This window comes from Actinokineospora auranticolor (assembly GCF_041897805.1).
Lineage (GTDB): Bacteria > Actinomycetota > Actinomycetes > Mycobacteriales > Pseudonocardiaceae > Actinokineospora > Actinokineospora auranticolor.
Genome location: NZ_CP154825.1, coordinates 5,378,393 through 5,404,834 on the forward strand (window position 1 = coordinate 5,378,393; position 26,442 = coordinate 5,404,834).

Genomic DNA, 26,442 nt, shown 5'->3' on the forward strand with positions numbered 1-26,442 from the left:
GGCGGCGCCCCGGGTTCGCGGGCAAGTGGGGCCGGTTTCCCGGCGCGAGGTTCCGTCGCAGGCACGGCGGTGCCACAGGGGCGGGCGCGGAAGTCCCGGGCCGGAAACCCAGGTGAGTGGGGCAGGCTTGCCGGTGTGGGTTGCCGAGGCGGGACCTCAGCCTCGTCGAGTCCCCGCGCGGGTACGGGGCTCGTGCCCGGCGGGCCGGTCAGGCGGTGACCGGTGCCGGGACCTTGGTGGGCATGCGGACCACCTGGGCGGCGTAGGTCAGGCCCGCGCCGAAGCCGATGAGGAGGGCGAGGCCGCCCGGGTCCACCAGGCGGTCGACGACCAGGCGGTCCAGGGCCATCGGGATGGAGGCGGCCGAGGTGTTGCCCGACTCGACCACGTCCCTGGCGATCACGGCGTCGGGGGCGTCGATCTTGCGGGCCAGCGCCTCGATGATGCGGAGGTTGGCCTGGTGGGGGACGATCGCGGCGAGGTCGCCGGGGCGGATGCCCGCGCGTTCGCAGGCGAGCAGGGCGATGGGGTGGATCTCGGTGGTCGCCCAGCGGAAGACGGACTGGCCCTGCATGCGCATCTGGCCGCCGACCGGGATCTCGATGAGGTCGGCGGACTCGGCCGCGCCGTCGCTGCCCCAGACGATCGGGCCGATGCCGGGCTCGTCGGCGGCCTCGACCACGGCGGCGCCCGCGCCGTCGGCGAAGATGATGGAGGTGCCCAGGTCGGTCGGGTCGACCCACTCGGACATCTTCTCGGTGCCGATGACCAGGACCCGCCGGGCGGACCCCGCGCGCACCAGGTCGGAGGCCACGGCCATGGCGTAGCAGAAGCCCGCGCACGCGGCGTTGACGTCGAAGGCGGCGGCGCCGGGCGCGCCCAGCGCCTTGGCCACGGTGGCGGCCCGCACCGGGACCGGGCTGCGCACGCTGCACGTCGCCACGATCACCAGGTCGATCTCGCCCGGCCCGTAGCCCGCCCGCGCCAGTGCCTTGGTGCCCGCGGCGACGGCCATGGCCTCCATGGCCTCGTTGCCCGCCGCGAACCGGCGGGACACGATCCCGGTCCGCTCTCTGATCCAGTCGCCCGTCCGGCCGAACCGGGCGGCGATCTCCGCACTGCCGACGGTGGTGTCCGGGCGGTGCGAGCCGAGCCCGACCAGTCGAGCGCCCCCCACGCCTTGGCGCAATGCAATGACGGTCACTGGGATACTGTGGAGAACTACCAATCGGTAGCACTTCCCTTGTGATGAAGTTCTCACCGAAAGTGTTATAAGTCAGTCACTTCCGCGTGATGTTCACTCGCGGGTAGCACTCGCGAGTAACCCCGGTTGGTCTCCTCCGCGCGGCGAACGCCACCACGTGAATTGTTCGCCGAACGGGTGCTACCGACCGGTATTCGGTGGCGCCGGGGCGGTTCGTGGTGACGCGCAGATTAACGGCAGTTGATCACCGGGCGCCGGGTCGATGACGGGATGACCGGCCGGTGCGGACTTCGGCCTGTCCGGCGGGGACGACCCGACTCCGGAAGTCCGAAGGGGACAGTGCGCGCGACCCGGCGAGGTACTGTTTCGCGGACCGCCGCGAAACGAGGTTGTCGAATTGGCCGCGCGCACAATTCGCGACGCGCGAAATGGAGCCGAACGCGCGTCACCGGACTCCGGCACCGACAACACGGCCGTTCGAGACCCTGGGGTCGGCGGCACCGGACCGCCCCGCCGGGGATTCCGGATCCCGAGCCGAAGCGGGTCTGGTCCTTTTGGGACGAGAACAGGAATGTGATGGCGCGTTCGGACCGCCGGTTTGGGCTGCTCGGGCCGGGCGTTTCGGCTATCGCCGGGGCGGTGGAACGAAATGCCCGCGCGGCGAGTCGGAGGGCGGGTGACCGGGGTGGCGCGGGCCGTATGCTTGCGGCACCGCGAGCTCCTCGCTGGTGCGCGGCCGCGCCTTGCCGGGCGGTCGGGCATTCGGTGCGTTCGGGTTCGACGCGGCGGTTTCCGCTGGTTGACGACTTTCGTCGAGTGGTCGGGGGTGGTGCGGTGCTGGACGTGGTGCGCGCGGTCGCGATGACCGCGCGCGGTCGGGTGCGGGACGGGAACGAGGACGCCGTCTCGGTGTTCGGGTGGTTCAGCCAATCCGCGGAGCCGCTGGTGGTGGACCTGCGCGCGGACGGCCGGTCGCCGCTGCTGTGCGCGGTCGCCGACGGGATGGGCGGCCACGCGGCGGGCGAGGTGGCGAGCGCGACGGCGTTGGTGACCGCGGCCGACCGGTACCTGGACTGGACCGGGGCCAAGGAGACCGCCGTGGGGCTGACCGGGATCAGCGCGGAGCTGAACGAGCTGGGCAACCGGGTGGTCGAGACCACCGGGATGGGCACCACCATCGCGGGTGTGGTGATCACGCCGGGTTCGGTGCTGTGCTTCAACATCGGCGACAGCCGCGTCTACCAGGTGGCCGACGACGGCCTGGCACAGCTGACCGTCGACGACGCGATAACCGGCCCCTGCGGCGGCCTCACCCAGGCGATGGGCGACCCGCCGGACCCGGGTCCCCTCCCCCACGTCCTGGATCTGGAGCTGGCGGGCGCGAGTACCCGTTTCCTCCTGTGTTCGGACGGCGTCAGCTCGGTGCTCACCCCGGACGAGATCGCCGACCTGAGCCGGATCCCGGACCCCGTCGACCTGGTGACCGCCATCCGCGACACCGTCTACGACTTCGGCGCCCCGGACAACCTCACGGCCGTGGTGCTGGACATCCCAGGCCGCTGACCCGCGTGGCTTCGCGCTTCGCCCGGAGTTGTCCACAGGCCAACCCCGACCCATTCCTACCGCCCGCCCCAGCGCGTAGAATTAAATATAGGGGTTCTTGACCTCAAGGGGTCATCGCGCCACCGTGTTTGATCAGCAGTTCGTTGAGCTTCTCGACGGGTTTGTACCAGTTCAGGGTCTGTCGGGGGCGGTCGTTGAGTTCGCGGGCGACGTCGTCGAGGTGGGCTTGGGAGTGGACCGAGAGGTCGGTTCCCTTGGGAAATACTGTCGGAGAAGCCGGTGGGTGTTCTCGTTCGTCCTGCGTTGCCAGGGCGAGTGCGGGTCGCGGAAATAGACCGGCATCCCGGTGGCCGTGGTGAACGTGGCGTGGTCGGCCATCTCGCTGCCCTGGTCCCACGTGACCGATTTCCGGAGGAACTCGGGCAAGGTCTTCATCTTGTTCGCCAGCAGCATCGCGACCCGGTCGGCGGACCGGTCGTGCGGGACCCGGATCAGCATCACGAACCGCGTCTGCCGCTCCACCAGGGTCAGGATCTGCGACTTGCACGCGGACCCGAGGATGCGGTCGCCTTCCCAGAACCCCGGAACAGCACGGTCGTCGGCTTCCTTCGGGCGTTCGCTGATGTTGACCATGCCCACGATCAGGTCGTGTCTGGGCCGCTTCGCCGAGGGGGACACCCGCTTCGCCCGGCCCGACCGCAGGGCCTTGTACATCATGGCCCGCAACTCGCCTTTCCCCTGGACGAACAGGGTCTGGCAGATCGTCTCGTGGGACCCGCGCATCTCCGGCTCGGTCGGAAACTCCAGGCGTATTCTGGTCGCGATCTGCTGCGGCGACCATCGGCGATCCAAGCCCGCCATCACATAATCGCGTAGTCGGCCCGATTGTTCCAACTTTCGCGGTTTCGGTCGTTTCCGCATGACCGCGGCACGCGTGCACGACTTCAACGCTCGATAGGCCAATCTCCCGCCATTACGGGCGACCTCACGAGCGACCACCGAATGATGCCGACCCAACACCCTGCCGATAAACCGGAACGACCGCCTCGCCCGCAACTCCCGCAAGATCGTCTCCCGCTCCTCGGCACTCAATATCACCCGACACACCACGACATGATCTCCGATCACCCACCCACGAAGATCATCCCATGCCGGCGCATCGACCAGTTGAGGTCAAGATTCCCCTATTTGCGGGGGACCCCTCGCGGGCGCTGAGGAGCGCGGACACGGGGCGAGTGGCCCCTGGTGGCGGCGGATTTCTCGGCTGGGTTGGGCTTGTCAGGATGGTCGGCGCGCGGCCGGGTTCAGGCCGGGTCGGCGCGGTCGGTCGAGATCGGGCGATGCTTCGTCGAGTGACCGGATGGACATGGCGCGTCTGATCGGAGTTCGGGCGCGAGGCAATTGTCGGCTGAAACCGGAAAATCACTGCCCGACGAGACCGGTGCACCCGTATGAGATCGGAGAGTTCTCCGCGCGGGCCAAGATGGCGTGACCGAAGGGCCGGGTGCGGGGGCTCACCGTCGAAGCCGGCGGGCTCTTGCTCGAGCGGGCTGCGGGACACGTGGCACTGATGAGAGGGGTGTTCCTGGTTGGGACCGGGCGCGAGTCGATGCGCCCGGTCCCAACCAGGAAGCGGTGTTCCCCATCGGGGCCGGTGTGTGGTGGGTCAGCCGGTGAAGTGGCCCAGGGTCACGGCGGCGGGGACCTGGTCGATCTTGGGGGCGCCCGGGTACCAGCGGAACTGGTTGGTGGGGGCGCCGGTCTGGTCGACGATCAGGGAGATCGCCGCGGTGCCTATGCCGTGGCCGTCGACGTTCTTCGGGTTGTTGTTCCGGCTGTCGGCGGGACCGTGGCGGCTTTCGGTGGAGTCGGCGATGGGGACCTGCCACTCGGCGGGGTTGGTGGCGTCCTGGGTGGGGGTGCCTGCCGCGAACATGACGTGGCCGGTGTCCGAGGCGCCCGGGCCCAGGGCGTAGGTGACGACGTCGCCCGGCACCACGTCGGCCACCTTCGCCACCCGGGTCCAGTGGCCGTTGCTCTCGCCGGGTTGGAGCTTGCCCAGCATCTGCGCCCAGTCGACGGCGTAGGGGCCGTGTTCGACCGCGCCGGTCGGCAGGTCGCACGACGTGGCGAAGGACGTCGAGCGGGTCGCGTTGGCCGCGCGGACCAGGTCGCCGTACGCGTCGCAGGCGGCGATGCGCAGGAGCACGTTGCCCCAGCCCGAGCAGTCCACGACGTAGTTGCCCGCGGCGCGGTCGAGCGTGGTGGTGTGCTGGTAGTCCGACTTCTGGTACGTGGCCAGCTCGTGCTCGATCTCGGCCCACACCGCCGGGCTGCCGGGGTCCGCGGCCGGGGCCTCGGCGGCCCGCTTCCAGCCCGGGGTCGCGCGGAAGGACTGCGGGGTCGGGGGCACGGTCGTGGCGCCCCCGGTGGTGAGGCAGCCGATCTGCTCGTCCTCCGCGGCCGTGGGCGCGCCGATCGTCGGCGCGTTCGCGGTGGTCGACGGGCTCGAGCAGGCGACCAGGGCGAGCAGCAGCGCCGCCGCGGGCGCGGCCCGGTGGACACGGGTGTGCATGGCACCAACCCTAGGGCCGGGGCCGGTCGCGGCCGTCGCGATCGGCGCTGGGCCGGTCGCACCTTAACCATGTGGGTGACAAAGTGGACGGCCCTAGCTGTACTTGGTCATGAGGTTGGTGATTGAACGCGGCTGATGGGTGGGTGCCCGGTTGAGTGTGTGGTGACCGTGTTCAGTGTTGTGGTGATCGAGCCGGGGCGCCGGCGCGGTGGCGCGGGCGTCGTTGTCCAGGAAGATCTCGCGGTGGGCCCACCCGGTGTACGGGGTGCGGTTCAGGCGCTCGACGTTGCCGTTCTGCCAGGGGGCAGTGCGGCTTGATGGTCTTGTGGCGGGCGCCGATCGTGGCGAGGGCCGCGGCGAAGTCACGGGAGATCAGGTAGTTCGTGGCGTTGGCGGTCAAGACCCGGTGAACACCGGGGATGCCCTGCTCGGCGAACCAGGCCGCAGCGCGCAGCAGGAACCCCGCGCAGGTGGTGCCGCGCTCGTCGGTAAAGGACTTCGGCGTAGGCGGGCCCGGAGTGGTCGTCGATGGCGGCGTGGACGTAGTCATAGCCCAAGCCTCGGCGGGACGCGGCCCGCGGCCGTGGGCGCGCCGGCCGCCCCCCGGGCGGGATCTTGCCGATCTTCTTGACGTCGAGGTGGATCAGGTCGCCGGGGTGCGGGTGTTCGCAGCGGCGGGTGGTGTGGCGGGTGGCGCGGACGCGGTGCCCGGTCAGCGGATCACACTCGGCCGGCCCCGGCACGCCATACCGGGCCGGCACCCGCGACACGGTGCGAGCGGGCACACCGGTACGGGCACTGATCCGAGCCGGTCCGCACCGCGGCTCGCCGCGTGCTGTCACGACCTGCCGCTCTGTCCCAGCCAACGTCCGCGACGGCATGTGATGCGGTTGGCTGGACCGATCGACCAGGCCGGCGGCGCCTTCATCACGGAACCGGCGGGCCCAGCGGTGCGCGCACCGCCGTGACACACCGAGTTCCTTGGCCCCGTGAGCGACCGACCTGCCCGCGGCGACCCGGGAAACCAGCGTCCGCGCACAGTCAAGCGGGCGTTGGCGTATCCCATCGAGGCCTCCGGTCGCGGTGACTGACGTCGCGATCACCACCACACCCGGAGGCCTCACCCATGATCAAGCCGACACACCGTCACCAACGTAGTGGCCCGGTACACCTAGCGCAGGGTGAACGGCACCTCGGGTTCGTCGAAGTGCGCGGCGACCGCCTCGTCGGTCACGTCGGTTAGGGTGGCGGGCGACCAGCGCGGTTTCCGGTCCTTGTCCACCACCTGGGCGCGGATGCCCTCGACGAGGTCGTGGCCGCGCAGGCACGCGGTGGACACCCGGTAGTCCTGCTCCAGCACGGATTCCAGGTCCGGCAACCGCTTGGCGCGGCGGGTCGCTTCGAGCGCGACCTTGACCGCGGTCGGCGAGCGGGTGCCGATCTCGGCGATGACGTCGTGCTGCCCGCTCGCGGCGAGCCCGACGAGGATCTCCTCGACGGTGTCCGCGGTGAAAGCCGGGTCGATCCACTCGGCTTCCTTGGCCAGTCCGGACGGCGGGGGCTCGACGGCGAAGCGGGCGACGACGTCCTCGCCCGCGGCCTCGATCTCCGCGATCAGCTCGGGCAGCCGGTCGCTGGGCGCGAACCAGTCGGCGAGTCCACAGTGGACGGCGTCGGCGCCGGACATCGAGGTGCCGGTGACGGCCGCGTACGTGCCGAGTTCGCCGGGCGCGCGGGAGAGCAGGTACGTGCCGCCGACGTCGGGCGCGAGGCCGATGCCGACCTCCGGCATGGCCAGCCGGGTCCGTTCGGTGACCACGCGGACCGAGCCGTGCGCCGAGACGCCGACCCCGCCGCCCATGACGATGCCGTCCATGAGCGCGACGTACGGCTTGGGGAAACCGCCGATCCGCGCGTTCATCCGGTACTCGTCGGCCCAGAACGCGGTCGACTCGCCGCCGCCCGCCACGGCGTCGGCGTGGATGGCGCGGATGTCGCCGCCCGCGCAGAGGCCGCGTTCACCGGCGCCGTCGACGAGGACGAGCCGGACCCGGTCATCGTGTTCCCACTCGTCGAGGGCCGCGCGGATGGCGACGACCATGGGGTGGGTGAGGGCGTTGATGGCGCGGGGCCGGTTCAGCGTGATCCGCCCCACCCCGTTCACCACCCGGATGAGCACGTCGGACATCCACTCTCCTCCAGAAGTCGGCTCCGGAGTCCACAATGCCACACCGGCGCGGTCAGGACTCCATGACCAGGAGCGCTTGGCCGGTGAGTGTGCCGCTCGCGGCGGTCTCGATGGCGTTCGCGGCTTCTGGTAATGGGAACGTCCGCGCCACGACGGGTCGCACGGCCTCGGTCTCGACCAGCTCGCGGAGGACTTCGAGGTCGGCCAAGCGGTCCTTGTGCACCAGGGGGCGGACGCGGATCCCGAGGAACGGCGCGGCAAGCAGGCCACGCAGCCAGCGGTCGGTGCCCATGAACCAGCGCCCGCCCGTGCCGCCGACGAGGACCAGGGTGCCGCCCCGGTGGAGCACGCGCTTGCAGGTGCGCAGGGGCGGGTTTCCGTACACGTCGATGAAGACGTCGAAGGGACCGAGGTCGTCGAGTGGTGTGGACCGGTAGTCCACGACGTCGTCCGCGCCCAGTTCCCGTACGAGGTCGGCCTTTTCGGCGCTGCAGGTCGCGGTCACGTGGGCGCCGAGGTGCTTGGCGATCTGCACCGCGTAGGTGCCGACGCAGCCGGAGGCGCCGGTGATGAGCACTCTCTGTCCTGATGAGACTTTCCCGGCGTCGCGGACCGCTTGCAGGGCAGCGAATCCCGAGATCGGAACGGCGGCGGCGTGCATCAGGGACAGGTTCTTGGGTTTGCTCGCCAGGTTGCCTTCGGGGACGGTGGCGTACTCGGCGAAGGCGCCCTTGCACCAGCCGAAGACCTCGTCTCCGACGACGAGGGTCCGAACGTCCGCGCCGACGGCTTCCACCGTGCCCGCGACCTCCAGTCCCGGGACCGGGTGCGGGCGGCGCAGGCCGGTTGTCGGCCTTGCCAGGTAGGGCAATCCGCGGATCAGGTGCCAGTCGGAGCCGACGACCGGCGAGGCCGCCACGCGGAGCAGCACTTCTCCCGGGCCCGGCTCAGGCTTGGGGATTTCCTTGAGGTGGAACACTTCTTGGGGCGCTCCATAGCGTTCCTGCACGATCGCTCTCATGACCTACTCCTCGTCCGGGTACTGGAAGACATCGTCGATGGGAACGCCGAAGACGCGCGCGATGCGGAACGCGACCTCCAGCGAGGGCGAGTAGCGCCCCTGCTCGATGGCGATGACCGTCTGCCGGGTGACGTCGACCCGGGCGGCCAGGTCCGCCTGCGTCATCTCGCCGGTGGCGAAGCGCAGCGCCCGGATCGAGTTGGTGATCCTGGTCGGCTTCCCCACTAGAACCCCCGCCGGTAGGCGATGACCTTCGCCGTCGCCCCGACCGCGGCGGACAGCACGAAGACCGCGTAGATCGCGTTGGCGATCCAGAAGTGCCGCGCCTCGGCCATGGTCAGCGCCAAGGGCAGGACCATGCCGACGCCGAGCACGATGCCCGCGAGGTACTCCCCGTGCCGGTCGATCTCGCGGTCCCGCACGTCCGCGCGGTGACGTTCGCCCGGCTTGGCAATGCCGAGCCCGATGCCGACGACGATGGCGGCGACGATCGAGGCGCCGATCGCCCAGAGCATGGGGGCGACGTAGTCGACGTCCGACCAGGGGCCCGCGCCCGCCTTGGCGATGATCACGGCCAGGTAGCCGAGGAAGGCGACGGCGCTGATCACCAGATATGCCCAGGTCTGCTTCTCCTGGTACGACATGCGCGCTCCCGATGTAAAGCAAGTTTGACATCACCAAGGTAAGCAATGTTCGACAGTATGTCAAGAATCTTTGACTCGCGATGCCGCGGGGTGGCCGGACCGATCACTCGGGTCGGTCGACCGGGATCGCGAGGATGTCGAGGAACGCGGAGGCGGCGGGGCTGCGGCCCGCGCGGTTCCAGACCAGGTACTCGACCCGTCCGGGGGCGTCGGGGACGGGGATCGTGGTGACGTCGGTCAAGCGGGGGACGTAGTTCGACGCGAACATCGAGACGCCCAGGTTCTGCTGGACGAGGCGGGCCATGAGGTCGGCGTTGGTCACCTCGAAGGCCACGTCCCGGGTGAGGCCCGCGGCGGCGAAGGCCTGGTCGGTTTGGGCTCGACCGGCGGTGCCTGCGGGGAGGTCGACGAAGACCTCCTCCGCGAGCCGGGCGAGGGTGACCGACGGTTCGCCCGCCAAGGGGTGCGCCGGGGCGACCACCGCCACCAGGCGGTCGCGGGCCAGGATGTGGGCGGCGACGCCCTGCGGGTGGGCGGTGGTCGGCAGCCCGAGGAACGCCACGTCGATCGCGCCCACGCGGACCTGCTCGACCAGGTCGTCACTCGCGCCCACCCCCAGGCTCACCCGGACGTGGGGGTAGCGCTCGCGGAAGTCGCGCAGGGCGGCGGGCAGGTCGACGGCGGCGACGGTGGGGATGAGACCGACCGCCAGCCTGCCGCGCACCTCCCCCACGGCGGCGGCGACCTCGGCCGCCGCCCGCTCGGCCGCGTCCAGGCACTGGCGGGCGGCGGGCAGGAACGCCGCCCCGGCCTGCGTCAGGCGGACGCGGCGGCTGGTGCGCTCGAAGAGCTTCGCGCCCAGTTCGCGTTCCAGGCGGGCGATCTGGTGGCTGAGCGCGGACTGCACGACCAGGCACCGCTCGGCGGCGCGGGTGAAGCTGTTCGTCTCGGCGACCGCCACGACGTAGCGCAGCTGCTGGAGTTCCACGGATCCATCTTGGATCGCGATTGATGCCGTGACAAACATGTGTTGGACTCATGGATCGCCCGGCGGTGTGATGGTCCACGTGACGACTTCAACGGCGACCGGGACGGCCACGGCGGGGAGCGCGCTGCCCCGCACGCTGCTGACCGCGCTCCCGACCCTGGCCTGGGGCTCGACCTACGTAGTCACCACCGAACTGCTGCCGCCCGGCCACCCGCTGTTCGCCGGGCTCCTGCGCGCGCTGCCCGCCGGGCTGATCGCGCTGGCGCTGACCCGCGCGCTGCCGACCGGCGCGTGGTGGGGCAAGGCCGCCGTGCTGGGCGTGTTGAACATCGGGCTGTTCTTCCCGCTGCTGTTCATCGCCGCCGAGCGGCTGCCGGGTGGGGTCGCGGCGACGCTGGCCGCCGCCCAGCCGTTGATCGTCGCGGTGCTGGCGGTGGCGGTGCTGGGTGAGCGGTTGTCGGTGTGGCGGCTGCTCTGGGGTGTCGTCGGGGTGCTCGGGGTCGGGCTGGTGGTGATCGGCCCGAACGCGGCGCTCGACCCGGTGGGGGTCGTGGCGGGTCTGGCGTGCGCGGCGACGATGGGCCTCGGGTTGACGCTGACGAAGCGCTGGGGGCGACCCTCGGGGGTCGGGCCGATGGCGTTCGCGGGGTGGCAGCTCACCACCGGCGGGCTGGTGCTGCTGCCGGTGACGTTCCTGGTCGAGGGGGCGCCGCCGTCGATCGACCTGCCCGCCGCGGCGGGGTACCTGTGGTTGGGGATCTTCGGCGGGTTGATCGCGTACGTGCTGTGGTTCCGCGGCATCACGGCGCTGCCCACGACGTCCGTCGCGGTGCTGGTGCTGCTGTCGCCCCTGGTCGCGGCGGTGCTGGGGGCCGTCGTGCTCGGCCAGACGCTGGGGGCCGTGCAATTGCTGGGTTTCGGGCTCGCGCTCGCGGCGATCGTGGCGGGGCAGCTCCCGGCACCGCGCCGCGTCGGCTGAATCGGGAGGGGTTTCGCGGTGGCGGACAACGGAAGTGTGCTGGTGACGGGCGCGACCGGCGGGCAGGGCGGTGCGGTGGCCCGCGCGCTGCTGGCGGCCGAGTGGGGTGTGCGGGCGCTCGTGCGCGATCCGCGGGGGCGCGGGGCGGAGGTGTTGCGGGCGCTGGGTGCGGAGTTGGTCGTCGGCGACCTCGACGACCGGGAGTCGTTGGTCGAGGCCGCGAGCGGCGCGCACGGGGTGTTCAGCGTGCAGCCGTCGGACATGTTCGACCCGCGGCCGGATGTCGAGGTGCGGCAGGGGAAGAACGTCACCGACGCGGCCGAGGCGGCGGGGGTGGCGCACCTGGTCTACAGCTCGGTCGGGGGCGCCGAGCGCCGGTCGGGGGTGTCGCACTTCGAGACCAAGGCGGAGATCGAGGCGTACGTCGGCGCGGCGGGGGTGCCGTCGACGGTGCTGCGCCCGGTGTTCTTCATGGAGAACTGGCGCTACATGCTTCCCTCAGCGCACAACGGATCCCGGGTCGGCGCGGTGGCTCTGGACGCTGGTACCCGCCTACAGATGATCGCCTTGGCCGACATCGGCCGGATCGCGGCCGACGCGTTCACAGATCGCGACTTCCTGGGCCGGTCAATCGAGATCGCGGGCGACGAGTTGACGGTTCGCGAGATCGCGGCGGCCTTCACCGCCGCCGACGGCGTGCCGACCCGGTTCGAGCGGCAGCCGACCGAGGAACTCCGGGCCCAGGGCGCGGAAGCGGCCAACATGTTCGACTGGATCGGCGCGTTCGGCTTCGAGGCGGACATCCCGGCCCTGCGTGGCCGGTACCCGGGGTTGCTGACGTTGGAGTCGTGGCTGCGCGGGGACAGCTAGTCCTGCCAGCCGAGCGGGTCCTGGGCGTCGAGAGTCTCGTCGTGGTCGGCAAACGCGGCCATGGTGGTGCTTATGGTGTTGTGGAAAGCCAGGATCTCGCCGTCGCGCAGCAGCATCGTCTGCACGGAACGGGTTTCGCCCGCGCGCGGGCCATCGGGGACGCGCAGGGTCGACGAGGTGCGGACCAGGTGGAGTCCCTCGGCGAGGGGCCGGGCCCAGTGCAGGCGGAGGTCGACCTGGCTGCCCCGGTAGATGCTGGTGAAGACCTTGCGGTGCTCGTCGGCGATGACCGCGCGGCCGCGCTGCACCCGGCCGAGCACGTCGACGAACTCGGCCTCCTCGGCGAAGGCGGCGGCCCAGCCGTCGGCGTCACCGTCGTTCCACGACCGCTGGAGCCCAGCGACGATGTCCTGTGCTGTTCCCATGATCGCCAGTGTGCTGGTCCGAGCGCGCCGGAGGTCGGGGTTTCACCGGGTGGCGAAGACGTCCAGGGTCAGCCGCAGGATTCGGCCGGTCATGCCGGGGGCCGCGGTGATCCCGAAGTCGTAGCGGTCGATGGTGGTGGTCGCGCGGGTGGTGAGGTCAGCGCCGTCCACCGCGACGGACTCGACTGCGAGGGTGACGGGTTTGGTGACCTCCTTGACGGTCAGGTCGCCGCGCAGGGTGCCGCCAGTAGCGGTCTGCTCGAACGCGGTGCCGGTGAAGACGATCTCGGGGTGGCGGGGCGCGTCGAGGTAGGTCGACGACCGGACCTTGGCGTCGCGGGTCGGGTTGCCGGTGGTGAAGCCCGCGGCGGTGATCCGCGCGGTGGCGGTGGACGCCCCGGGCTCGGCGGCGACGGTGATCGTGCCGGCGGCGATCGGGAAGCCGCCGGTGACTGGTAAGAGGCCGAAGACGTGGCGGGTGTCGAACCGGACCGTGGAGCGGGCCGGGTCGATGGCGTAGGTGCCGGGCTGGACGGTGGTCATGGCTCCCCCTGGGCTCGGTTCGCCGCCGATCCTAGGGGCGGGCGGGCTCACGGGGCGGGCAGGTCGGAGCCGACGGACATGCTCAGGTACCAGCGCTCCTCGGCGTGGCCGTGGCGGCTGGTGGTGACCCGGTCCGCGGCCAGACCGCTGCCGTCGTCGCCCTCGGTGGAGACGAGGACGTCGCGGCCCTGGTAGTCGGCGATGACCACGGCGGCGCCGTCCTCCGCGATCCGCCAGTACGCGGCGGCGGTGGCCGCGCACGGTTCGAGGTCGACCTCGTGGTCGGCGACGCGGGTCAGGCACTGGTCGATGCCCGCGAGGGGGCTGATCAGGTAGAGGTCGTCCGCCCCGTCGCGCAGGAAGTACCAGAACGTGGGCAGCGGGTCGCAGCCGCGGGTGGTGACCAGGTCGGTGGCGGTGAACGGGTCGGCGTGCAGGCACTCGCCGTCGATCGACGACGAGACCTGGTAGGGCCCGTCGAGCACGGGGACGTCGGCGGTCGCCGTGCCCGACGGGGCGAGGACGGTGGCGAGCACCAGGGCGGCGGCGACGCGGCGCCCGGATCTGCGGTACGGCATGGGTCGAATGTGCCCGGCGGCCGTGGCCGCGCGGCCGATTCCACCTGGTCGTGCGTCCTCCGGTCGGATGTCGTTACGCCCAGGTACCGGTCGCGCTACCGGCGGTGGCGAGCTGCGACTGCTGGTAGAGGGCGCTGAGGGCGGCTTGGCTGATCGAGCCTGCGGACTGGGTCCGGGCGCTCATCGCCAGGTCGAAGGCCTGGCGCGGGGTGGTGTCGTCCGGCTTCGGCGGCCCCTCGATGATCTTGTCGGCGAGCGCGTCGACCTGGTCGTCGGATAGCGAGTCGTCGCCCGCTTTGAGGGCGTCGGTGATGGTGGTCTTGAGGGTCGCCGCGTCCATGCCGTTGGCGGCGGCGACGTCGGTCAGGCTCGTGCCGGACCGGAGTTCGTCCTGGAGCTCCTCGGAGCTGAGGCCGAGCGCGTCGGCGACGGAGTCGAGGGCGTCGTCCACCTTCTGGTCGTGACCGCCGCCACCCGGGGGCGGGCCGGCGGGGCGGGCGCCACCGGGTCCACCGGGCCCGCCGCCGTGCCCCGGCCCGGCGACGACCTTCTGCGCGACCTCCTTGGCCTTGGTCGCGGAGAGGGTGCTGTCCGCGCTGGTCAGCGCGTCGCTGATGGCGGTGGTGAGGGTGTCGGTGCTGACGCCCTTGCTCTGCGCCAGCGTGGACATGCTCTGCCCGCTGCCGAGCGCGCCGCGCAGGTCGTCGGTGCTCATGCCCAACGCCTTGGCGGCGGCGTCGAAGGCCTTGCGCATCGACGACTGGCCGTTGTCGGCCCGCTGCGCGTACGCCAGGCTCTGGCTACCGGAGATGGAACTGACAGTCATACCTAACCTGCCTCGCGGTGGGGTTTCGCTTGCACCGGGACAGTCGGCACGGCGGTTCACCCGGTGGAGGGATCTCGGCCGTCCCACAGGCAACTCATACCGGCGCACAGCTCAGCCCCAGGTTTCCCGCGCACGGCGGCGAACGCCGGGCAGGCGGAGCGGCCGACTCCGCACGGGGGCGGAAATCCCCCTGGCCGCCGGGCACGACACGGCTATGGACGAAAGCTTGTCATTCGGGACAAGGGCGGCGCGTTGCGGATAGCGTTGATCCCCGCACGTCTCGTGGCGTGCCACAGGTCAGGTTCCGCGCCGCCGCGGCGGGCGGCACCGCGCACCCGAGGGAGGCCCGTGGAGCGGGTGGCAGCGGCGGAGTTCCAGGACGTCGCCGTGGTGTCCTGCGACATCATCGGCCACTCGGCCGCGAACGAGGCGGAGCAGGTGCGGCGGGTGGCCGCGATCAACGACATCGTGGCCGCGGCGATCCGCCGTGACGCCCGGCACATCGTCTGGTCCTCGGGCGGCGACGGCGGCCACGTGGTGTTCTTCGGCGACGAGTGGCAGGCGGACGCCGTGCGGCTCGTCGCGGACCTGTCCGGCTGGGCCCGCGACGAACGGCTCACCTTGCGCGTCACCGGCCACGTCGGCCGGGTCGCGACCCTGGTCGGCGCGGACGGTCGCGTCCAGGCGGTGGGCACCGGGATCAACTTCGCGGGCTGGTTGATCCGCCAGGCCACGGGGCACGGGATCCTCGTCTCCGACCGCTTCCGGCAGGAGGTCGCGGCGGCGCCGTCCACCGAGGACGTCGTGTTCCACGAGGAGCGCCTGCTCGTCGACCGCAACTCCCACCCCCAGCTGCTGTTCCTGATGTCCCTCGACCGGGTGCGGTCGCGGTGGGCCGAGGCCGAGCAGGACGACTACGCCTCGCTCCGGCAGAGCCTGGCCGAGCAGAACGGGTGGGAGGCGCTCTACTACTCGAAGCGGATCTCCCAGATCAACGCCAGGGACCAGGACGTCACCCGGACCCTCGAACTGGTCACCGGGATCCTGAAGTCCGGGACCCCGGGGAACCGGAGCTTCCTCGAGTCGTTGCGGGCCAACGAACTCACCGAGATGCTGAAGCTCGGCCACCTCGTCGAGCGCGGCCCCGGCGAGGTGATCTGCCGCGTCGGGGACCCCGGTGAGTCGATGTTCGTGATCCTGCGCGGCGAGGTCGGTGTCTACAACCTGGAGGGCAAGGGCTACGGCGGCACCGCGAAACCCAAGCACGTGCAGCGGGCGGGTGAGGTCGTCGGCGAGCTCGCGACCGCGTTGAAACGCCCCCGGACGGCCGACCTCGTCGCCATATCGGACGTGGCGCTGCTGTCGTTCATCAGCGAGGAGATCAAACACAAGCTGGCGGGCACCGACGCGGGCAAGGACGCGGCGCGCCAGTACGAGCTGTTCATCACCGACCGCGTGCTCCAGCACACGATCCAGGCCGCGCCGTACCTGCTGGGCCCGAGCCGCCTCGGGCCGCTCAGCGTCGCCCCCACGCACAGCACCTCGCGCGTCGGCGCGCAGGAAGCGTGGGAGGCCACGGTGCGCGACCTGCTCCCCCACACCGAGTTGGTCGAGGTGGCCGCGGAGGGCTTCACGCTCGACGTCGGCCAAGTGGCGCGGGAGGTGTCCAAGGACCGCCCGCGGCACGGTCTGTTCATCCTCGTGTCGGGCACCGTCATGGCGCCCACGGCGGCGAGGTTGTCGGGCGCCCAATGCCCCCTGCTGTGGGTGGACGTGCCCAACCTCCTCGTCCAGTCGCCGCACACCTACCGGCGGGAGCAGGAGCCCATCCTGGTGCTCTGGATCGGCGCCAGCGGTATCGACCGACTCGAGCTGCAGCAACGCGTGGAACTGCTGCGGGCGCTGAAGGACACCGTCGGCGGGGTGCCGTCCCACTTCGAGTACGACGTCTTCCTCTGCCACTCCAGCAAGGACAAGGACGTCGTCCTGGACGTCAAGGAGCGGCTGTGGAACGAGTTCGGCATCCGCTCCTGGTACGACGACGTGGAACTGACCCCTTCCGTCTCGACGCGCCGGACCATCGAGAACGGGTTGCGGACCAGTCGGTTCTTCCTGGTGTGCGCGAGCGCGAACGTCAACGCCTCCGCGTGGGCGAACCGGGAGATCGACTCGGTCATCTCGAGCGACGTGAAGCGGCAGGGCAACGGCCCGACGGTGCTGGTGCTCAAGCTCTACGAGGAGGAGAGCAACGACGAGGCGATCCCCCTGATCTTCCGGGGGTCCAAGCGGTTGAACCTGAGACGCGCGGGTGACTTCGAGAAGCTGGCGCACCACATCCTGTCCGCCAAGGGCGCCGGGAATGGGTGACACCGACCGCAACACGGTGGCGGCGCCCACCGCGGTGGCGGTGCAGGCGGGTCGCGTCGACGGGTCGGTCCACGTCCACACGGTGTACTCGGCCGCCCGCGAACCGTCGCGGGTCGTTCCCCACCAGTTGCCGAGCCACGCGCGGGGGTTGGTCGGTCGCGACGCGGAGTTCGCCTGGTTGGACGCACGGCTCGGCGACGGGCGGCCGGGGACCGCGGTGGTGACCGGTCCCGGCGGCGTGGGCAAGACCGCGCTCGTCGTGGGCTGGGCCGCCACCCGGCTGGACGAGTTCCCGGACGGGCAGTTGTACGTCGACCTCCGGGGGCACGGGCCGGACACGCCGCTGGACCCCCATGACGTCCTCGGCGGGTTCTTGCGCGATCTCGGCGTGGCGGACCGTGAGGTGCCGCGGAGTCGGCACGAGCGGGTGGGCCGGTACCGCAGTGTCACGCACCGGCGCAGGCTGCTGGTGGTACTGGACAACGCGGTGGACGAGGACCAGGTGCGTCCGCTGCTGCCCGGGCCGGGCGCGGTGGTGGTGACCAGCCGGGCGGTGCTGTCCGGGCTGGCGGTCCGCCACGAGGCCGAGATCCTGGAACTGGACCTGCTGGACGCGCGGCACGGGCTGGAGTTGTTGCGCGCGGCGGTGGGCGCGCGGGCGGTGCGGGAACCCGCCGTCGCCGAACTCGTCGAGTACTGCGGGGGCCTGCCGCTGGCGCTGCGGATCGTCGCGGAGCTCGCGCGGTCCCGCCCCGGCGCGCCGTTGGCCGGGTTGGCGGAGGAGCTGCGGCACGAACAGCACCGGTTGGACGTGCTGGAGGTGGTGGGCGACGCGCGGTCGTCGATCCGCCCGGTGCTGTCCTGGTCGCTGGACCGGGTGCCCGTCGAGGTCAACCGGGCGTTCCGGCTGATCGGGGCGCACCCCACGGGCGAGGTGGACGTGCCCGCGGTCGCGGCGCTCTGCGCCGTCCCGCTCAGCCGGGCCGGACGGCTGCTGCGGGCCCTGGTCGGCGCGCACCTGATCGGCGAGCCGCGCCCCGGCCGGTTCGCGGCCCACGACCTGTCGCGCCTCCACGCGGTCGAGTTGGCGACCGCCGATCCCGACGGCACCGCCGCCGCCCGCGTGCGGCTGTTCGACCACGTGCTGCACACCGCGGACCGGGCCGACCGGCTGGTCACCCCGAACCGCTACCGCGTTCCCCTGGACGGCGACGCGACGGGCGCGGTGGGGTTCGCGGACTACGACGCGGCCCTGACCTGGCTGCACTCGCACTGGCGGGACGCGGTCGCCCTGTGCGCGCTCGACGGCACCGGGCTCGACGCGCGGCGGTGGCAACTCGCGTACACCTGGCGGGGCTACTTCTTCCTCACCAAGCGGTGGGACGCCTGGATCGCCAGCCACCGCCACGCCCTGGCCGCCTGCCTCCGCCTCGACGACCGCCACGCCGAGGCGCGGACCCGCAACAACCTGGGCCGCGCGCTGCTCGAGACGGGGCGGACCGAGCAGGCGACAGCGCACTTCGAGGCCGCCCAGCGGCTGTTCGAGACCGTGGGCGACCGACACGGGTGGAGCAACGCGGTCGCCAACCAGGCGGTCCTGCGGCGGAGGGCGGGCGACCTGGCGGAGGCGTTGCGGCTCAACCAGCTCGCGCTGGACTACTACCTGGCGGTGGGCGCGCGCCGCAACACCGCGATCACCTGGCGCAGTCGGGCGAAGACGCGGATCGAGGCGGGAGCGTTGGACGAGGCCGCGGCGGACCTGGACCGCGCGGTCGAGATCTTCGCGCGGCTGGGTCTCGCCATCGACCTGGCGGAGGCGCACAACCTGCGCGGCACGATCGCCGCCCGCCGCGGCGACCCGGAGCGCGCGAAGCAGGAACACCTCGCGGCACTGGACGCCTGCCGCGCGTGCGGGAGCCGCTTCGAGGAGGCCAAGGCGCTCCGGTACCTCGGACACCTGGCCGCGAACGAGGGCGCCATGGCGACCGCGGTCGCCTACCTCACCTCCGCCGCCTCCCTCCACCAGGACATGGGATCACCGGAGGCAGCGGTACTCGCAGAGGAGATCCGCGCACTGGTCGACCACCACACCTGAACGCGCCGTGCCCGACACCGACGAGGCGCGCCGCGAAGTCCACTGTGGATATTCGACCGGGTCCGGGCGGCGGTCTCGACGGCGGGTCGGGCGCGCGGGGTTGCTCGACGGATCGAGGCCCGACTCGCCGTGCGCGCCGGGCACGAACTGGTCCGGGACGGGCTGGTGGCGCGCGTGCTGTTCGTGAACCTGCGCGGATTCGATCCCGACCCGGCCGCGGTGCTGGACGGGTTCCTGCGCCTGCTCGGGATGCCCGGTCGGCGGATCCCGCACGACCTGTCCCCCCGGATCGCCGCCTACCGGGCCCGGCTGGCGGGCATCGGCACCCTGATCGTGTTGGACGACGCCGCCACCGCCGAGCAGGTCCGCCCGCTGCTGCCCGGCGTCGCGGGCTGCCCGGTCCTGATCACCACCGGGCGCAGCCTCACCACCCTGGCGGGCGCCACGCACCTGACGGTGACCGCGTTCCCCCCGGGGGACGCCATGGACGTCCGCTACCCGGACGAAACCCATCGACGTCCCCGGATACCCCCACCGCCAACGCCCATTCCCGCCCTGGCCGACGAGACCGGTGCCCGCGCCTGGCTGGACACCGAACGCCCCACCCTGGTCGCGGTCACCGCCCACACCGCCACCCGCGGCCAGCCCGCCCACACCATCCGGTTCGCCGCCACCCCGCACCGCTACCTCATCGGCGGGCACCCCACCGACCCCCTGGCGGTCCACGCGCACGCCGCGCGCGCCGCCCGCCACACCGGTCTCGGCGCACCGGAAGCCGACACGATCCGCGACCACCTCACCACCCTCGACCACCCTTCGACCCGGTGAAGCCGGTCAGGGGGTGCGTTCCCAGCCGCGGTGCGGGGTGCGGGTGCCGGGGGCCGTGTCGCGGGTGCGGTAGACGATGTAGGGGCGGGTCAGGTAGCCGATGGGCAGCGAGAAGACGTGGACCAGGCGGCTGAAGGGCCAGAAGGCGAACAGCGACCAGGCGGCCAGGGCGTGCAGGCGGAAGCCCAGCGGGGCGACGACCATCAGGGCCGGGTCGGGATGGAGGGTGAAGATGGAGCGGAACCAGGGGGACACGGTCTGGCGGTAGTCGTGGGGGCTGTCGGTCAGGTTGCCGAGGACGGTGGTGCCCAGGCCCAGGAGGATCGTGGCGATGAGTAGGACGTACATGACCTTGTCGTTGCGGGTGGTGGCGGAGAACACCGGGCCGACGGTGCGGCGCCGGTAGATGAGGATGGCGGCGCCCGCCAGCGTGCAGACGCCCGCGAGGACACCGAGGGAGACGGCCACGGCGTGGTACAGGTGGTCGCTGACGCCGAGGGTCTCGGTCCAGTTCCGGGGGATCAGCAGTCCGCCGACGTGTCCCACGGCGACCAGCAGGATTCCGAAGTGGAACAGCGGGCTTCCCAGTCGCAGCAGGCGGTTCTCGTAGAGCTGGGAGGATCGGGTGGTCCACCCGAACTTGTCGTAGCGGTAGCGCCAGACGTGGCCGACGACGAACGTGGCGATCGCCGCGTAAGGGACGGCGACCCACAGCAGGGTGCCCAAGGCGCCGACCTCGACGCCGGTCGTGGAGACGGGTTCCGCGCTCATCGGGTGCCTCCGGTGGGCATGTACTCGGGTGGGGCGAAGGGCGCCAGGCCGACCTCTTCCTCCGGTGGGCCCTCGGCGACGAGCCTGGCCAGCTTCTCGCGGTCGTGGCCGCCCAGGGGCGGCAGGGTGGCGGAGACGGATTCCAGGACGTGGCGCCACGGCGACGCCGAGTCGGTGAGGGCGATGCGCATCAACTCGAGGCCCGCGCGGTGCTCGACCATGAGCCGGACGCCCGTCCGGGGATCACCGCAGGCGGCGAACTCGAGGACGACGGCCAGGTGGTCCGGGAGTTCGCTGTCGTCGAGTTCCAGTCCGGCGGCGCGGTAGGCGTGTTTGAAGCGGAGCAGGGCCATGCCGCGCTTGCGGGTGTCGCCGTAGGCGAAGTAGGTCAGGTACGGGCTGAACTTGCGGCGGTGGTCGAAGGTCGCCACGTACTCCTCGGCCAGGGCGAGCAACGGCACGGCCGAGGCGTGGTCGAGAAAGGCCGCCAGCGGTCCGCCGACCGACGACGGCAGGGTCGCGGTCGCGGCGCGCAGCAGCGGGATCCGTTCCACAAGGGACTCGTCCGGGTAGCACATCAGGACCGACTGGACCTGCCACGCGGTGAGCAGGCACGGGTCGACGGTCACGATTCCTCCTTCGGCGGGAACAGGCCGTCCGGGGTTCCCTTCCCGTCCCAGTTCAGGAGGTTCACGCGGCTGCCCTTGTCGACGGGGGCGGCGTAGGTGTCGGAGGTCTGGCGGTCGCGGAGCATGCGGAAGTTCTCCACCGCGATCGGTGACGCGCCACCGGAACTCTCACCGAACGGACCCGACCCGCCCATCCCCGGACCGCCCTCGTAGTCCAGGCTGCACTCGGTCGCCAGCTCCTCCAGCCCGTGCGCCTGCTCGGCGTGGGCGGGCGGGATCACGTACCGCTCGTCGTACTTGGCCAGCGCCAGCAACCGGTACATGTCGTACACCTGCTCGCCGGTCATCCCCACCGACTCCGGGATGGACTCCCGGGGCTCGCGTCCGAGGTTGATGTCGCGCAGGTAGCTGCGCATCGCCGCCAGCTTGCGCAGCACGGCGTCCACCGGCGCGGGATCGCCTGCCGTGAACAGGTTCGCCAGGTATTCCACCGGGATGCGCAGCGCGTCGACGGCCGCGAACAGGTTGCCGTGGTCCTCCGCGTCGTGGCCGGTGTCGCGCACGATGTCCACGACCGGCGACAGCGGCGGGATGTACCAGACCATCGGCATGGTGCGGTACTCCGGGTGCAGCGGCAAAGCGACGCGGTACTTGTTGATGAGCGCGTACACCGGCGACCGCTGCGCCGCCTCGATCCAGTCGCGCGGGATCCCGACCCGCTCCGCCTCGGCGACCACCGCCGGGTCGTTCGGGTCGAGGAACACCTCGCGCTGCGCCTCGTACAGGTCTTTGTCGTCCGGGGTGGACGCGGCGGCGAGCACGCGGTCGGCGTCGTAGAGCACCAGCCCGATGTACCGGAGCCGTCCGACGCAGGTCTCCGCGCACACCGTCGGGATCCCGACCTCGACGCGCGGGAAGCAGAACGTGCACTTCTCGGCCTTGCCCGTGCGGTGGTTGAAGTACACCTTCTTGTACGGGCAACCGGAAACACACATCCGCCACCCACGGCACTTGTCCTGGTCGACCAGGACGATCCCGTCCTCGGACCGCTTGTAGATCGCCCCCGAGGGGCACGAGGCCGCGCAGGACGGGTTGAGGCAGTGCTCGCAGATGCGCGGCAGGTAGAACATGAAGGTCTTCTCGAACTCCAGTCGGACCTTGTCCTCGATGCCCTTGATCATCGGGTCGCGGTGCAGGTGGTCCGGCGCGCCGCCGAGGTTGTCGTCCCAGTTGGCCGACCAGGTGATCTTGGTGGGTTGGCCGCTGATGAGCGACCGCGGTTGGGCGACCGGCGTGTGCTCCTGGAGCGGCGCGGTAGTGAGGGTGTCGTAGTCGTAGGTCCAAGGCTCGTAGTAATCGTCGATGCTGGGCAATTTCGGGTTGCTGAAGATGGTGAACAGCTTGCGCAGCCGTCCGCCGCCCTTGAGCCTGAGCCGCCCGCGCCGGTTCAGCTCCCAGCCGCCGCGCCAGCGCTCCTGGTCCTCGTACGCGCGCGGATACCCTTGCCCGGGGCGGGTTTCCACGTTGTTGAACCACACGTACTCGACGCCGGAGCAGTTGCTCCACGCCTGCTTGCAGGTGACCGAGCAGGTGTGGCAGCCGATGCACTTGTCGAGGTTCATCACCATCGCCATCTGGGCCATGACGCGCATCAGTAGACAACCTCCTGCGAGCGGCGGCGGATCACGGTGACCTCGTCGCGCTGGTTGCCGGTCGGGCCGAGGTAGTTGAACGCGAAGGACAGCTGCGCGTAGCCGCCGATCAGGTGCGACGGCTTGATGAGCAGCCGGGTCAGCGAGTTGTGGATACCGCCGCGCCTGCCGGAGGTCTCGGCGCGCGGGACCTCGATGAGGCGGTCCTGCGCGTGGTGCATGTAGACGGTGCCCTCCGGCATCCGGTGGGACACGATGGCGCGGGCGACGACGACGCCGTTGCGGTTGACGGCCTCGATCCAGTCGTTGTCCGCGACGCCGATCTTCACCGCGTCCTTCTCCGACATCCAGATCGTCTGGCCGCCGCGGGAGAGGCTGAGCATGAACAGGTTGTCCTGGTACTCGGAGTGGATGGACCACTTCGAGTGCGGTGTCAGGTACCGCACGGTGATTCCGGCCGGGCCGAGGTCGCCGATGCCCGGTTCGGCGAACAGCGCCGTCATGTCCAGCGGCGGCCGGAACACGGGGAGTTGCTCGCCGAGGTCGGCCATCCAGTCGTGGTCGAGGAAGAAGTGCTGGCGGCCGGTGAGGGTGTGCCAGGGTTTGCGGCGTTCGACGTTGATGGTGAACGGCGAGTAGCGGCGTCCGCCGGTCTCCGAGCCGGACCACTCCGGTGAGGTGATCACGGGGACGGGCGCGGCCTGGGTGTCGGCGAAGGCGATCCGCTTGCCCTCGTGCTCGGCGGCCAGATCGGCCAACCGCGTGCCGGTCCGCTGCTCCAGAGTGCGGAACCCCTGTGTGGCGAGGTGTCCGTTGGTGGTGCCGGACAGCGCCAGGATGGTCTCGCAGGCGTGGATGTCCCGGACCAGCGACGGACGCCCGTCGGCGGGACCACCGCGGATCGCGCCGTTCTTGCCCTTCAGGTACTCGACTTCGCGCTCGACCCGGTAGGTCAGGCCCTTGGTCGTCACGCCGAGCTCGTCCACCAACGGTCCCAACGCCCCCATCTTCGCCGCGATGGCCGGGTAGTCGCGCTCCACGACCGTGATGCGCGGCATGGTCACGCCCGGAACGGGTTCGCACTCCCCCGCCCGCCAGTCGAGGACGCGGCCGTGCGGGGTGGCCAGCTCGTCCGGGGTGTCGTGCCGAGCGGTGTCGCCACGATGTCCTTGCGCACGCCCAGGTGCTTCTCCGCGAGCCCGCTGAACGCCTCGGCGATGGCCCGGAAGGCGGCCCAGTCGGTGCGGGTCTGCCAGGGCGGGGCGATGGCCGGGTTGAACGAGTGCACGAAGGGGTGCATGTCGGTGGTGTTGAGGTCGTGCTTCTCGTACCAGGTCGCGGCGGGCAGCACGACATCGGAGAACAGGGTGGTGCTCGTCATCCGGAAGTCCAGTGACAGCAACAGGTCGAGCTTGCCGACCGGCGCCTCGTCGTGCCACCGCACGTCGACCGGGCGCACGCCCTCCGGGGCCTGCTCCGCCCGCAGCGAGGAGTCCGTGCCCAGGAGGTGCTTGAGGAAGTACTCGTTGCCCTTGGCCGACGAGCCCAGCAGGTTGGCCCGCCAGATGCTGAGCACGCGCGGGAAGTTCTCGGGCGAGTCCGGGTCCTCGCAGGCGAATCCCAGCCTGCCCGCCTTCAGCTCGCCGACGACGTGCTCCGGCGCCGGGACGCCGGCCGCTTCGGCCTCGTCGGCCAGGTCGAGGGGGTTGCGGTCGAAGGTCGGGTACGAGGGCATCCAGCCGAGCCGGGTGGCCTGGGCGATGATGTCCGCGGTGGTCTTGCCCGCGAAGTGGCTGCCGGATCCGGCGGCGGCGAGGGTGTCGGCGCCGAAGGGGTCGTAGCGGAACTGGTCGGTGTGCAGGTACCAGAACGCGGTCTGGATCATCTGGCGCGGCGGGCGGGACCAGTCGAGGCCGAAGGCGAGCTGCGACCAGCCGGTGACCGGGCGGCACTTCTCCTGGCCGACGTAGTGCCCCCAACCACCGCCGTTGACGCCTTGGCAGCCCGTCAGCGTGGTGAGGGCGAGGAAGGTGCGGTAGATCGTGTCGGAGTGGAACCAGTGGTTGGTGCCCGCGCCCATGATGATCATCGACCGGCCCCGGGACTCCTCGGCGTTGGCCGCGAACTCCCGGCCGATGCGCGCGGCGGCCTGGGCGGGTACGCCGGTGATCGCCTCCTGCCAGGCGGGCGTGTACGGCTGCGTGGCGTCGTCGTAGTCGCGGGGCCAGGCGCCGGGCAGGCCGGGGCGGTGCACGCCGTATTGGGCCAGCAGCAGGTCGAACACGGTCGTGACCAGGTGCCCGCCGACCCGCCGGACCGGAACACCCCGGCGCAGCGTGCCCGGGGACCCACCGGCCGCGTCGAAGCGCGGCAACTCGACCTCGACCGCGTCTCCCCCGTGCACGGTGAGCATCGGATCGACGTCGCCGAGGTCGAGGTTCCAGCGGCCCACGCCTTGCTCGCCGTAGCGGAAACCGAGGGAGCCTTGCGGCACAACGGGTTCCCCGGCCGCGTCGAGCAGCACCGTCTTGAAAGCCGGATTATCCACTTCGGACTGGTCGGGGAGGTCGGCGGCGGTGAGGAATTTGCCTGGCCGGTGCACGCCGTCGACTTCGTCCAGGCGGACCAGGAACGGCAGGTCGGTGTAGTGCTTGACGTAGTTCGTGAAGTAGTCGACCCGCCGGTCCACGAAGAACTCGCGCAGGATGACGTGTCCCATCGCCATGGCCAGCGCGCCATCGGTGCCGGGGCGGGCGGCCAGCCACTCGTCGGCGAACTTGACGTTGTCGGCGTAGTCCGGGGCGACTGCCACGACCTTCTGGCCCCGGTACCGCGCCTCCGCCATCCAGTGCGCGTCCGGGGTCCGGGTGACCGGCAGGTTCGAGCCCCACATGATCAGGTAGCCCGCGTCCCACCAGTCCCCCGACTCCGGCACGTCGGTCTGGTCGCCGAACACCTGCGGCGAGGCGACCGGCAGGTCGGCGTACCAGTCGTAGAACGACAGCATGGTGCCGCCGAGCAGGGAGACGAACCGGGCGCCGGACGCGTGGGACACCATCGACATCGCCGGGATCGGGGAGAACCCGGCGACCCGGTCGGGTCCGTAGCGCTTGATGGTGTGCACGTGCGCGGCGGCGACCATCTCCGCGGCCTCGTCCCACGTGGCGCGAACGAGTCCGCCCTTGCCGCGCGCGGACTTGTACCGCCGCGCCCGCTCGGGGTTCTCCACGACGTCCGCCCACGCGAGGACGGGGTCACCGGTGCGGGCCTTGGCCTCGCGGTAGAGCTGGAGCAGGACGCCGCGCACGTACGGGTAGCGCACCCGCGTCGGCGAGTAGGTGTACCAGGAGAACGCGGCACCCCGGGGGCAGCCGCGCGGCTCGTACTCGGGGCGGTCGGCGCCCGCGGACGGGTAGTCCGTCTGCTGCGTCTCCCAGGTGATGATGCCGTCCTTGACGTACACCTTCCACGAGCACGACCCGGTGCAGTTGACCCCGTGGGTGGAGCGCACGACCTTGTCGTGGCTCCACCGGTCGCGGTAGAACTCGTCGGCCTGCCGCCCGCCGATCTTGTGCAGGGTGCGCAGGTCCGGGGAGACCTCGGCGCGCGTGAAGAAGCGGCGGCCGCGCACCAGGGCCGCGCTCACCTCCGAGTCGAGGCCGGGCGGGTCGGCGGTGGTGCTCACGTCGGTGCCTT

General features: G+C 71.3%; 21 protein-coding genes and 2 pseudogenes. 6 read left to right on the forward strand and 17 right to left on the reverse strand.

Annotation, left to right across the window (positions count from 1 at the left end; all coding sequences use genetic code 11):
* Positions 1-208: 208 nt before the first annotated feature.
* A complete protein-coding gene (locus tag V5P93_RS23420) occupies positions 209-1,210 on the reverse strand; it encodes a beta-ketoacyl-ACP synthase 3 (protein ID WP_181043964.1) in 1,002 nt (333 codons plus the stop codon).
* 828 nt (positions 1,211-2,038) lie between these two features.
* On the opposite strand from V5P93_RS23420, the gene V5P93_RS23425 reads away from it, so the two are divergent.
* Positions 2,039-2,767 (forward strand): PP2C family serine/threonine-protein phosphatase, encoded by a 729-nt coding sequence (locus V5P93_RS23425; RefSeq protein ID WP_181043963.1) that lies wholly within the window; start codon positions 2,039-2,041, stop codon positions 2,765-2,767.
* 171 nt (positions 2,768-2,938) lie between these two features.
* Here V5P93_RS23425 and V5P93_RS23430 read toward each other — a convergent pair whose 3' ends face one another.
* The 8 genes and pseudogenes from V5P93_RS23430 to V5P93_RS23465 all read right to left on the reverse strand — a co-directional run bounded on the left by V5P93_RS23430 (position 2,939) and on the right by V5P93_RS23465 (position 10,183).
* On the reverse strand, positions 2,939-3,895 hold the full coding sequence (locus tag V5P93_RS23430) for an IS30 family transposase (protein ID WP_374065066.1): 957 nt from the start codon (positions 3,893-3,895) through the stop codon (positions 2,939-2,941).
* Between the two features lie 538 nt (positions 3,896-4,433).
* Positions 4,434-5,342 (reverse strand): hypothetical protein, encoded by a 909-nt coding sequence (locus tag V5P93_RS23435; RefSeq protein ID WP_104480017.1) that lies wholly within the window; start codon positions 5,340-5,342, stop codon positions 4,434-4,436.
* Between the two features lie 107 nt (positions 5,343-5,449).
* Positions 5,450-6,403: pseudogene (locus V5P93_RS23440) on the reverse strand (IS481 family transposase).
* Between the two features lie 110 nt (positions 6,404-6,513).
* Positions 6,514-7,530, reverse strand: a complete 1,017-nt coding sequence (locus V5P93_RS23445) for an enoyl-CoA hydratase/isomerase family protein (RefSeq protein WP_104480018.1) — start codon at positions 7,528-7,530, stop codon at positions 6,514-6,516.
* Between the two features lie 52 nt (positions 7,531-7,582).
* Positions 7,583-8,551, reverse strand: a complete 969-nt coding sequence (locus tag V5P93_RS23450; RefSeq protein WP_104480019.1) for an NAD(P)-dependent alcohol dehydrogenase — start codon at positions 8,549-8,551, stop codon at positions 7,583-7,585.
* Between the two features lie 3 nt (positions 8,552-8,554).
* Positions 8,555-8,776: a helix-turn-helix transcriptional regulator gene (locus tag V5P93_RS23455; RefSeq protein ID WP_104480020.1), complete on the reverse strand. Its 222-nt coding sequence runs from the start codon at positions 8,774-8,776 to the stop codon at positions 8,555-8,557.
* Positions 8,776-9,195 (reverse strand): hypothetical protein, encoded by a 420-nt coding sequence (locus V5P93_RS23460; protein ID WP_104480021.1) that lies wholly within the window; start codon positions 9,193-9,195, stop codon positions 8,776-8,778. The genes V5P93_RS23455 and V5P93_RS23460 overlap by 1 nt, the downstream gene beginning before the upstream one ends.
* Before the next feature lie 103 nt (positions 9,196-9,298).
* Entirely contained in the window at positions 9,299-10,183 is an 885-nt protein-coding gene (locus V5P93_RS23465; protein ID WP_219824016.1) for a LysR family transcriptional regulator, read from the reverse strand.
* Between the two features lie 70 nt (positions 10,184-10,253).
* Here V5P93_RS23465 and V5P93_RS23470 point away from each other — a divergent pair, with 70 nt between their 5' ends.
* Positions 10,254-11,162: an EamA family transporter gene (locus V5P93_RS23470; protein ID WP_104480265.1), complete on the forward strand. Its 909-nt coding sequence runs from the start codon at positions 10,254-10,256 to the stop codon at positions 11,160-11,162.
* A gap of 18 nt (positions 11,163-11,180) precedes the next feature.
* On the forward strand, positions 11,181-12,032 hold the full coding sequence (locus V5P93_RS23475) for an NmrA/HSCARG family protein (protein WP_104480023.1): 852 nt from the start codon (positions 11,181-11,183) through the stop codon (positions 12,030-12,032).
* Here V5P93_RS23475 and V5P93_RS23480 read toward each other — a convergent pair.
* From V5P93_RS23480 to V5P93_RS23495, 4 genes are all read right to left on the reverse strand, one after another.
* Positions 12,029-12,457, reverse strand: coding sequence for an SgcJ/EcaC family oxidoreductase (locus V5P93_RS23480; RefSeq protein ID WP_104480024.1), 429 nt, complete (start codon positions 12,455-12,457; stop codon positions 12,029-12,031). The two genes, V5P93_RS23475 and V5P93_RS23480, sit on opposite strands and share 4 nt — an antisense overlap.
* A 42-nt stretch (positions 12,458-12,499) precedes the next feature.
* Positions 12,500-13,000: a YceI family protein gene (locus V5P93_RS23485; protein WP_104480025.1), complete on the reverse strand. Its 501-nt coding sequence runs from the start codon at positions 12,998-13,000 to the stop codon at positions 12,500-12,502.
* A 47-nt stretch (positions 13,001-13,047) separates the two neighbouring features.
* Positions 13,048-13,578, reverse strand: coding sequence for a hypothetical protein (locus V5P93_RS23490; RefSeq protein ID WP_104480026.1), 531 nt, complete (start codon positions 13,576-13,578; stop codon positions 13,048-13,050).
* Positions 13,579-13,651: 73 nt separating this feature from the next.
* Positions 13,652-14,404 carry a hypothetical protein gene (locus V5P93_RS23495; RefSeq protein WP_104480027.1) on the reverse strand — a complete coding sequence of 251 codons (753 nt, stop codon included), beginning with the start codon at positions 14,402-14,404 and terminating at the stop codon, positions 13,652-13,654.
* 348 nt (positions 14,405-14,752) lie between these two features.
* On the opposite strand from V5P93_RS23495, the gene V5P93_RS23500 reads away from it, so the two are divergent.
* The 3 genes from V5P93_RS23500 (at position 14,753) to V5P93_RS23510 (ending at position 19,694) form a co-directional block, all read left to right on the forward strand.
* On the forward strand, positions 14,753-16,771 hold the full coding sequence (locus tag V5P93_RS23500) for a TIR domain-containing protein (protein ID WP_104480028.1): 2,019 nt from the start codon (positions 14,753-14,755) through the stop codon (positions 16,769-16,771).
* Positions 16,764-18,866 (forward strand): tetratricopeptide repeat protein, encoded by a 2,103-nt coding sequence (locus V5P93_RS23505; RefSeq protein ID WP_104480029.1) that lies wholly within the window; start codon positions 16,764-16,766, stop codon positions 18,864-18,866. The genes V5P93_RS23500 and V5P93_RS23505 overlap by 8 nt, the downstream gene beginning before the upstream one ends.
* Before the next feature lie 129 nt (positions 18,867-18,995).
* Complete coding sequence (locus V5P93_RS23510; protein ID WP_104480030.1) at positions 18,996-19,694, forward strand: hypothetical protein; 699 nt, start codon at positions 18,996-18,998, stop codon at positions 19,692-19,694.
* 6 nt (positions 19,695-19,700) lie between these two features.
* Here V5P93_RS23510 and narI read toward each other — a convergent pair whose 3' ends face one another.
* The 4 genes and pseudogenes from narI to V5P93_RS23530 form a co-directional block, all read right to left on the reverse strand.
* Positions 19,701-20,465: a respiratory nitrate reductase subunit gamma gene (gene narI, locus V5P93_RS23515; RefSeq protein WP_104480031.1), complete on the reverse strand. Its 765-nt coding sequence runs from the start codon at positions 20,463-20,465 to the stop codon at positions 19,701-19,703.
* The gene (gene narJ / locus V5P93_RS23520) at positions 20,462-21,094 is read right to left on the reverse strand and encodes a nitrate reductase molybdenum cofactor assembly chaperone (protein ID WP_374065067.1); all 633 of its coding nucleotides are present in this window, start codon (positions 21,092-21,094) and stop codon (positions 20,462-20,464) included. Before narJ ends, narI begins: the two co-directional genes overlap by 4 nt.
* Entirely contained in the window at positions 21,091-22,746 is a 1,656-nt protein-coding gene (gene narH / locus V5P93_RS23525) for a nitrate reductase subunit beta (protein ID WP_104480032.1), read from the reverse strand. The genes narJ and narH overlap by 4 nt, the downstream gene beginning before the upstream one ends.
* Positions 22,746-26,431: pseudogene (locus V5P93_RS23530) on the reverse strand (nitrate reductase subunit alpha). Before V5P93_RS23530 ends, narH begins: the two are co-directional and overlap by 1 nt.
* Positions 26,432-26,442: the final 11 nt, after the last annotated feature.

What these genes read in the sequence shown, in the direction of transcription:
- narI (WP_104480031.1), bottom strand. Translation starts at nt 20,465, where the DNA reads ATGAGCGCGGAACCCGTCTCCACGACCGGCGTCGAGGTCGGCGCCTTG.
- V5P93_RS23445 (WP_104480018.1), bottom strand. Translation starts at nt 7,530, where the DNA reads ATGTCCGACGTGCTCATCCGGGTGGTGAACGGGGTGGGGCGGATCACG.
- V5P93_RS23435 (WP_104480017.1), bottom strand. Translation starts at nt 5,342, where the DNA reads ATGCACACCCGTGTCCACCGGGCCGCGCCCGCGGCGGCGCTGCTGCTC.
- V5P93_RS23460 (WP_104480021.1), bottom strand. Translation starts at nt 9,195, where the DNA reads ATGTCGTACCAGGAGAAGCAGACCTGGGCATATCTGGTGATCAGCGCC.
- V5P93_RS23490 (WP_104480026.1), bottom strand. Translation starts at nt 13,578, where the DNA reads ATGCCGTACCGCAGATCCGGGCGCCGCGTCGCCGCCGCCCTGGTGCTC.
- V5P93_RS23495 (WP_104480027.1), bottom strand. Translation starts at nt 14,404, where the DNA reads ATGACTGTCAGTTCCATCTCCGGTAGCCAGAGCCTGGCGTACGCGCAG.
- V5P93_RS23450 (WP_104480019.1), bottom strand. Translation starts at nt 8,551, where the DNA reads ATGAGAGCGATCGTGCAGGAACGCTATGGAGCGCCCCAAGAAGTGTTC.
- V5P93_RS23470 (WP_104480265.1), top strand. Translation starts at nt 10,254, where the DNA reads ATGGTCCACGTGACGACTTCAACGGCGACCGGGACGGCCACGGCGGGG.
- narH (WP_104480032.1), bottom strand. Translation starts at nt 22,746, where the DNA reads ATGCGCGTCATGGCCCAGATGGCGATGGTGATGAACCTCGACAAGTGC.
- V5P93_RS23480 (WP_104480024.1), bottom strand. Translation starts at nt 12,457, where the DNA reads ATGGGAACAGCACAGGACATCGTCGCTGGGCTCCAGCGGTCGTGGAAC.
- V5P93_RS23505 (WP_104480029.1), top strand. Translation starts at nt 16,764, where the DNA reads ATGGGTGACACCGACCGCAACACGGTGGCGGCGCCCACCGCGGTGGCG.
- V5P93_RS23485 (WP_104480025.1), bottom strand. Translation starts at nt 13,000, where the DNA reads ATGACCACCGTCCAGCCCGGCACCTACGCCATCGACCCGGCCCGCTCC.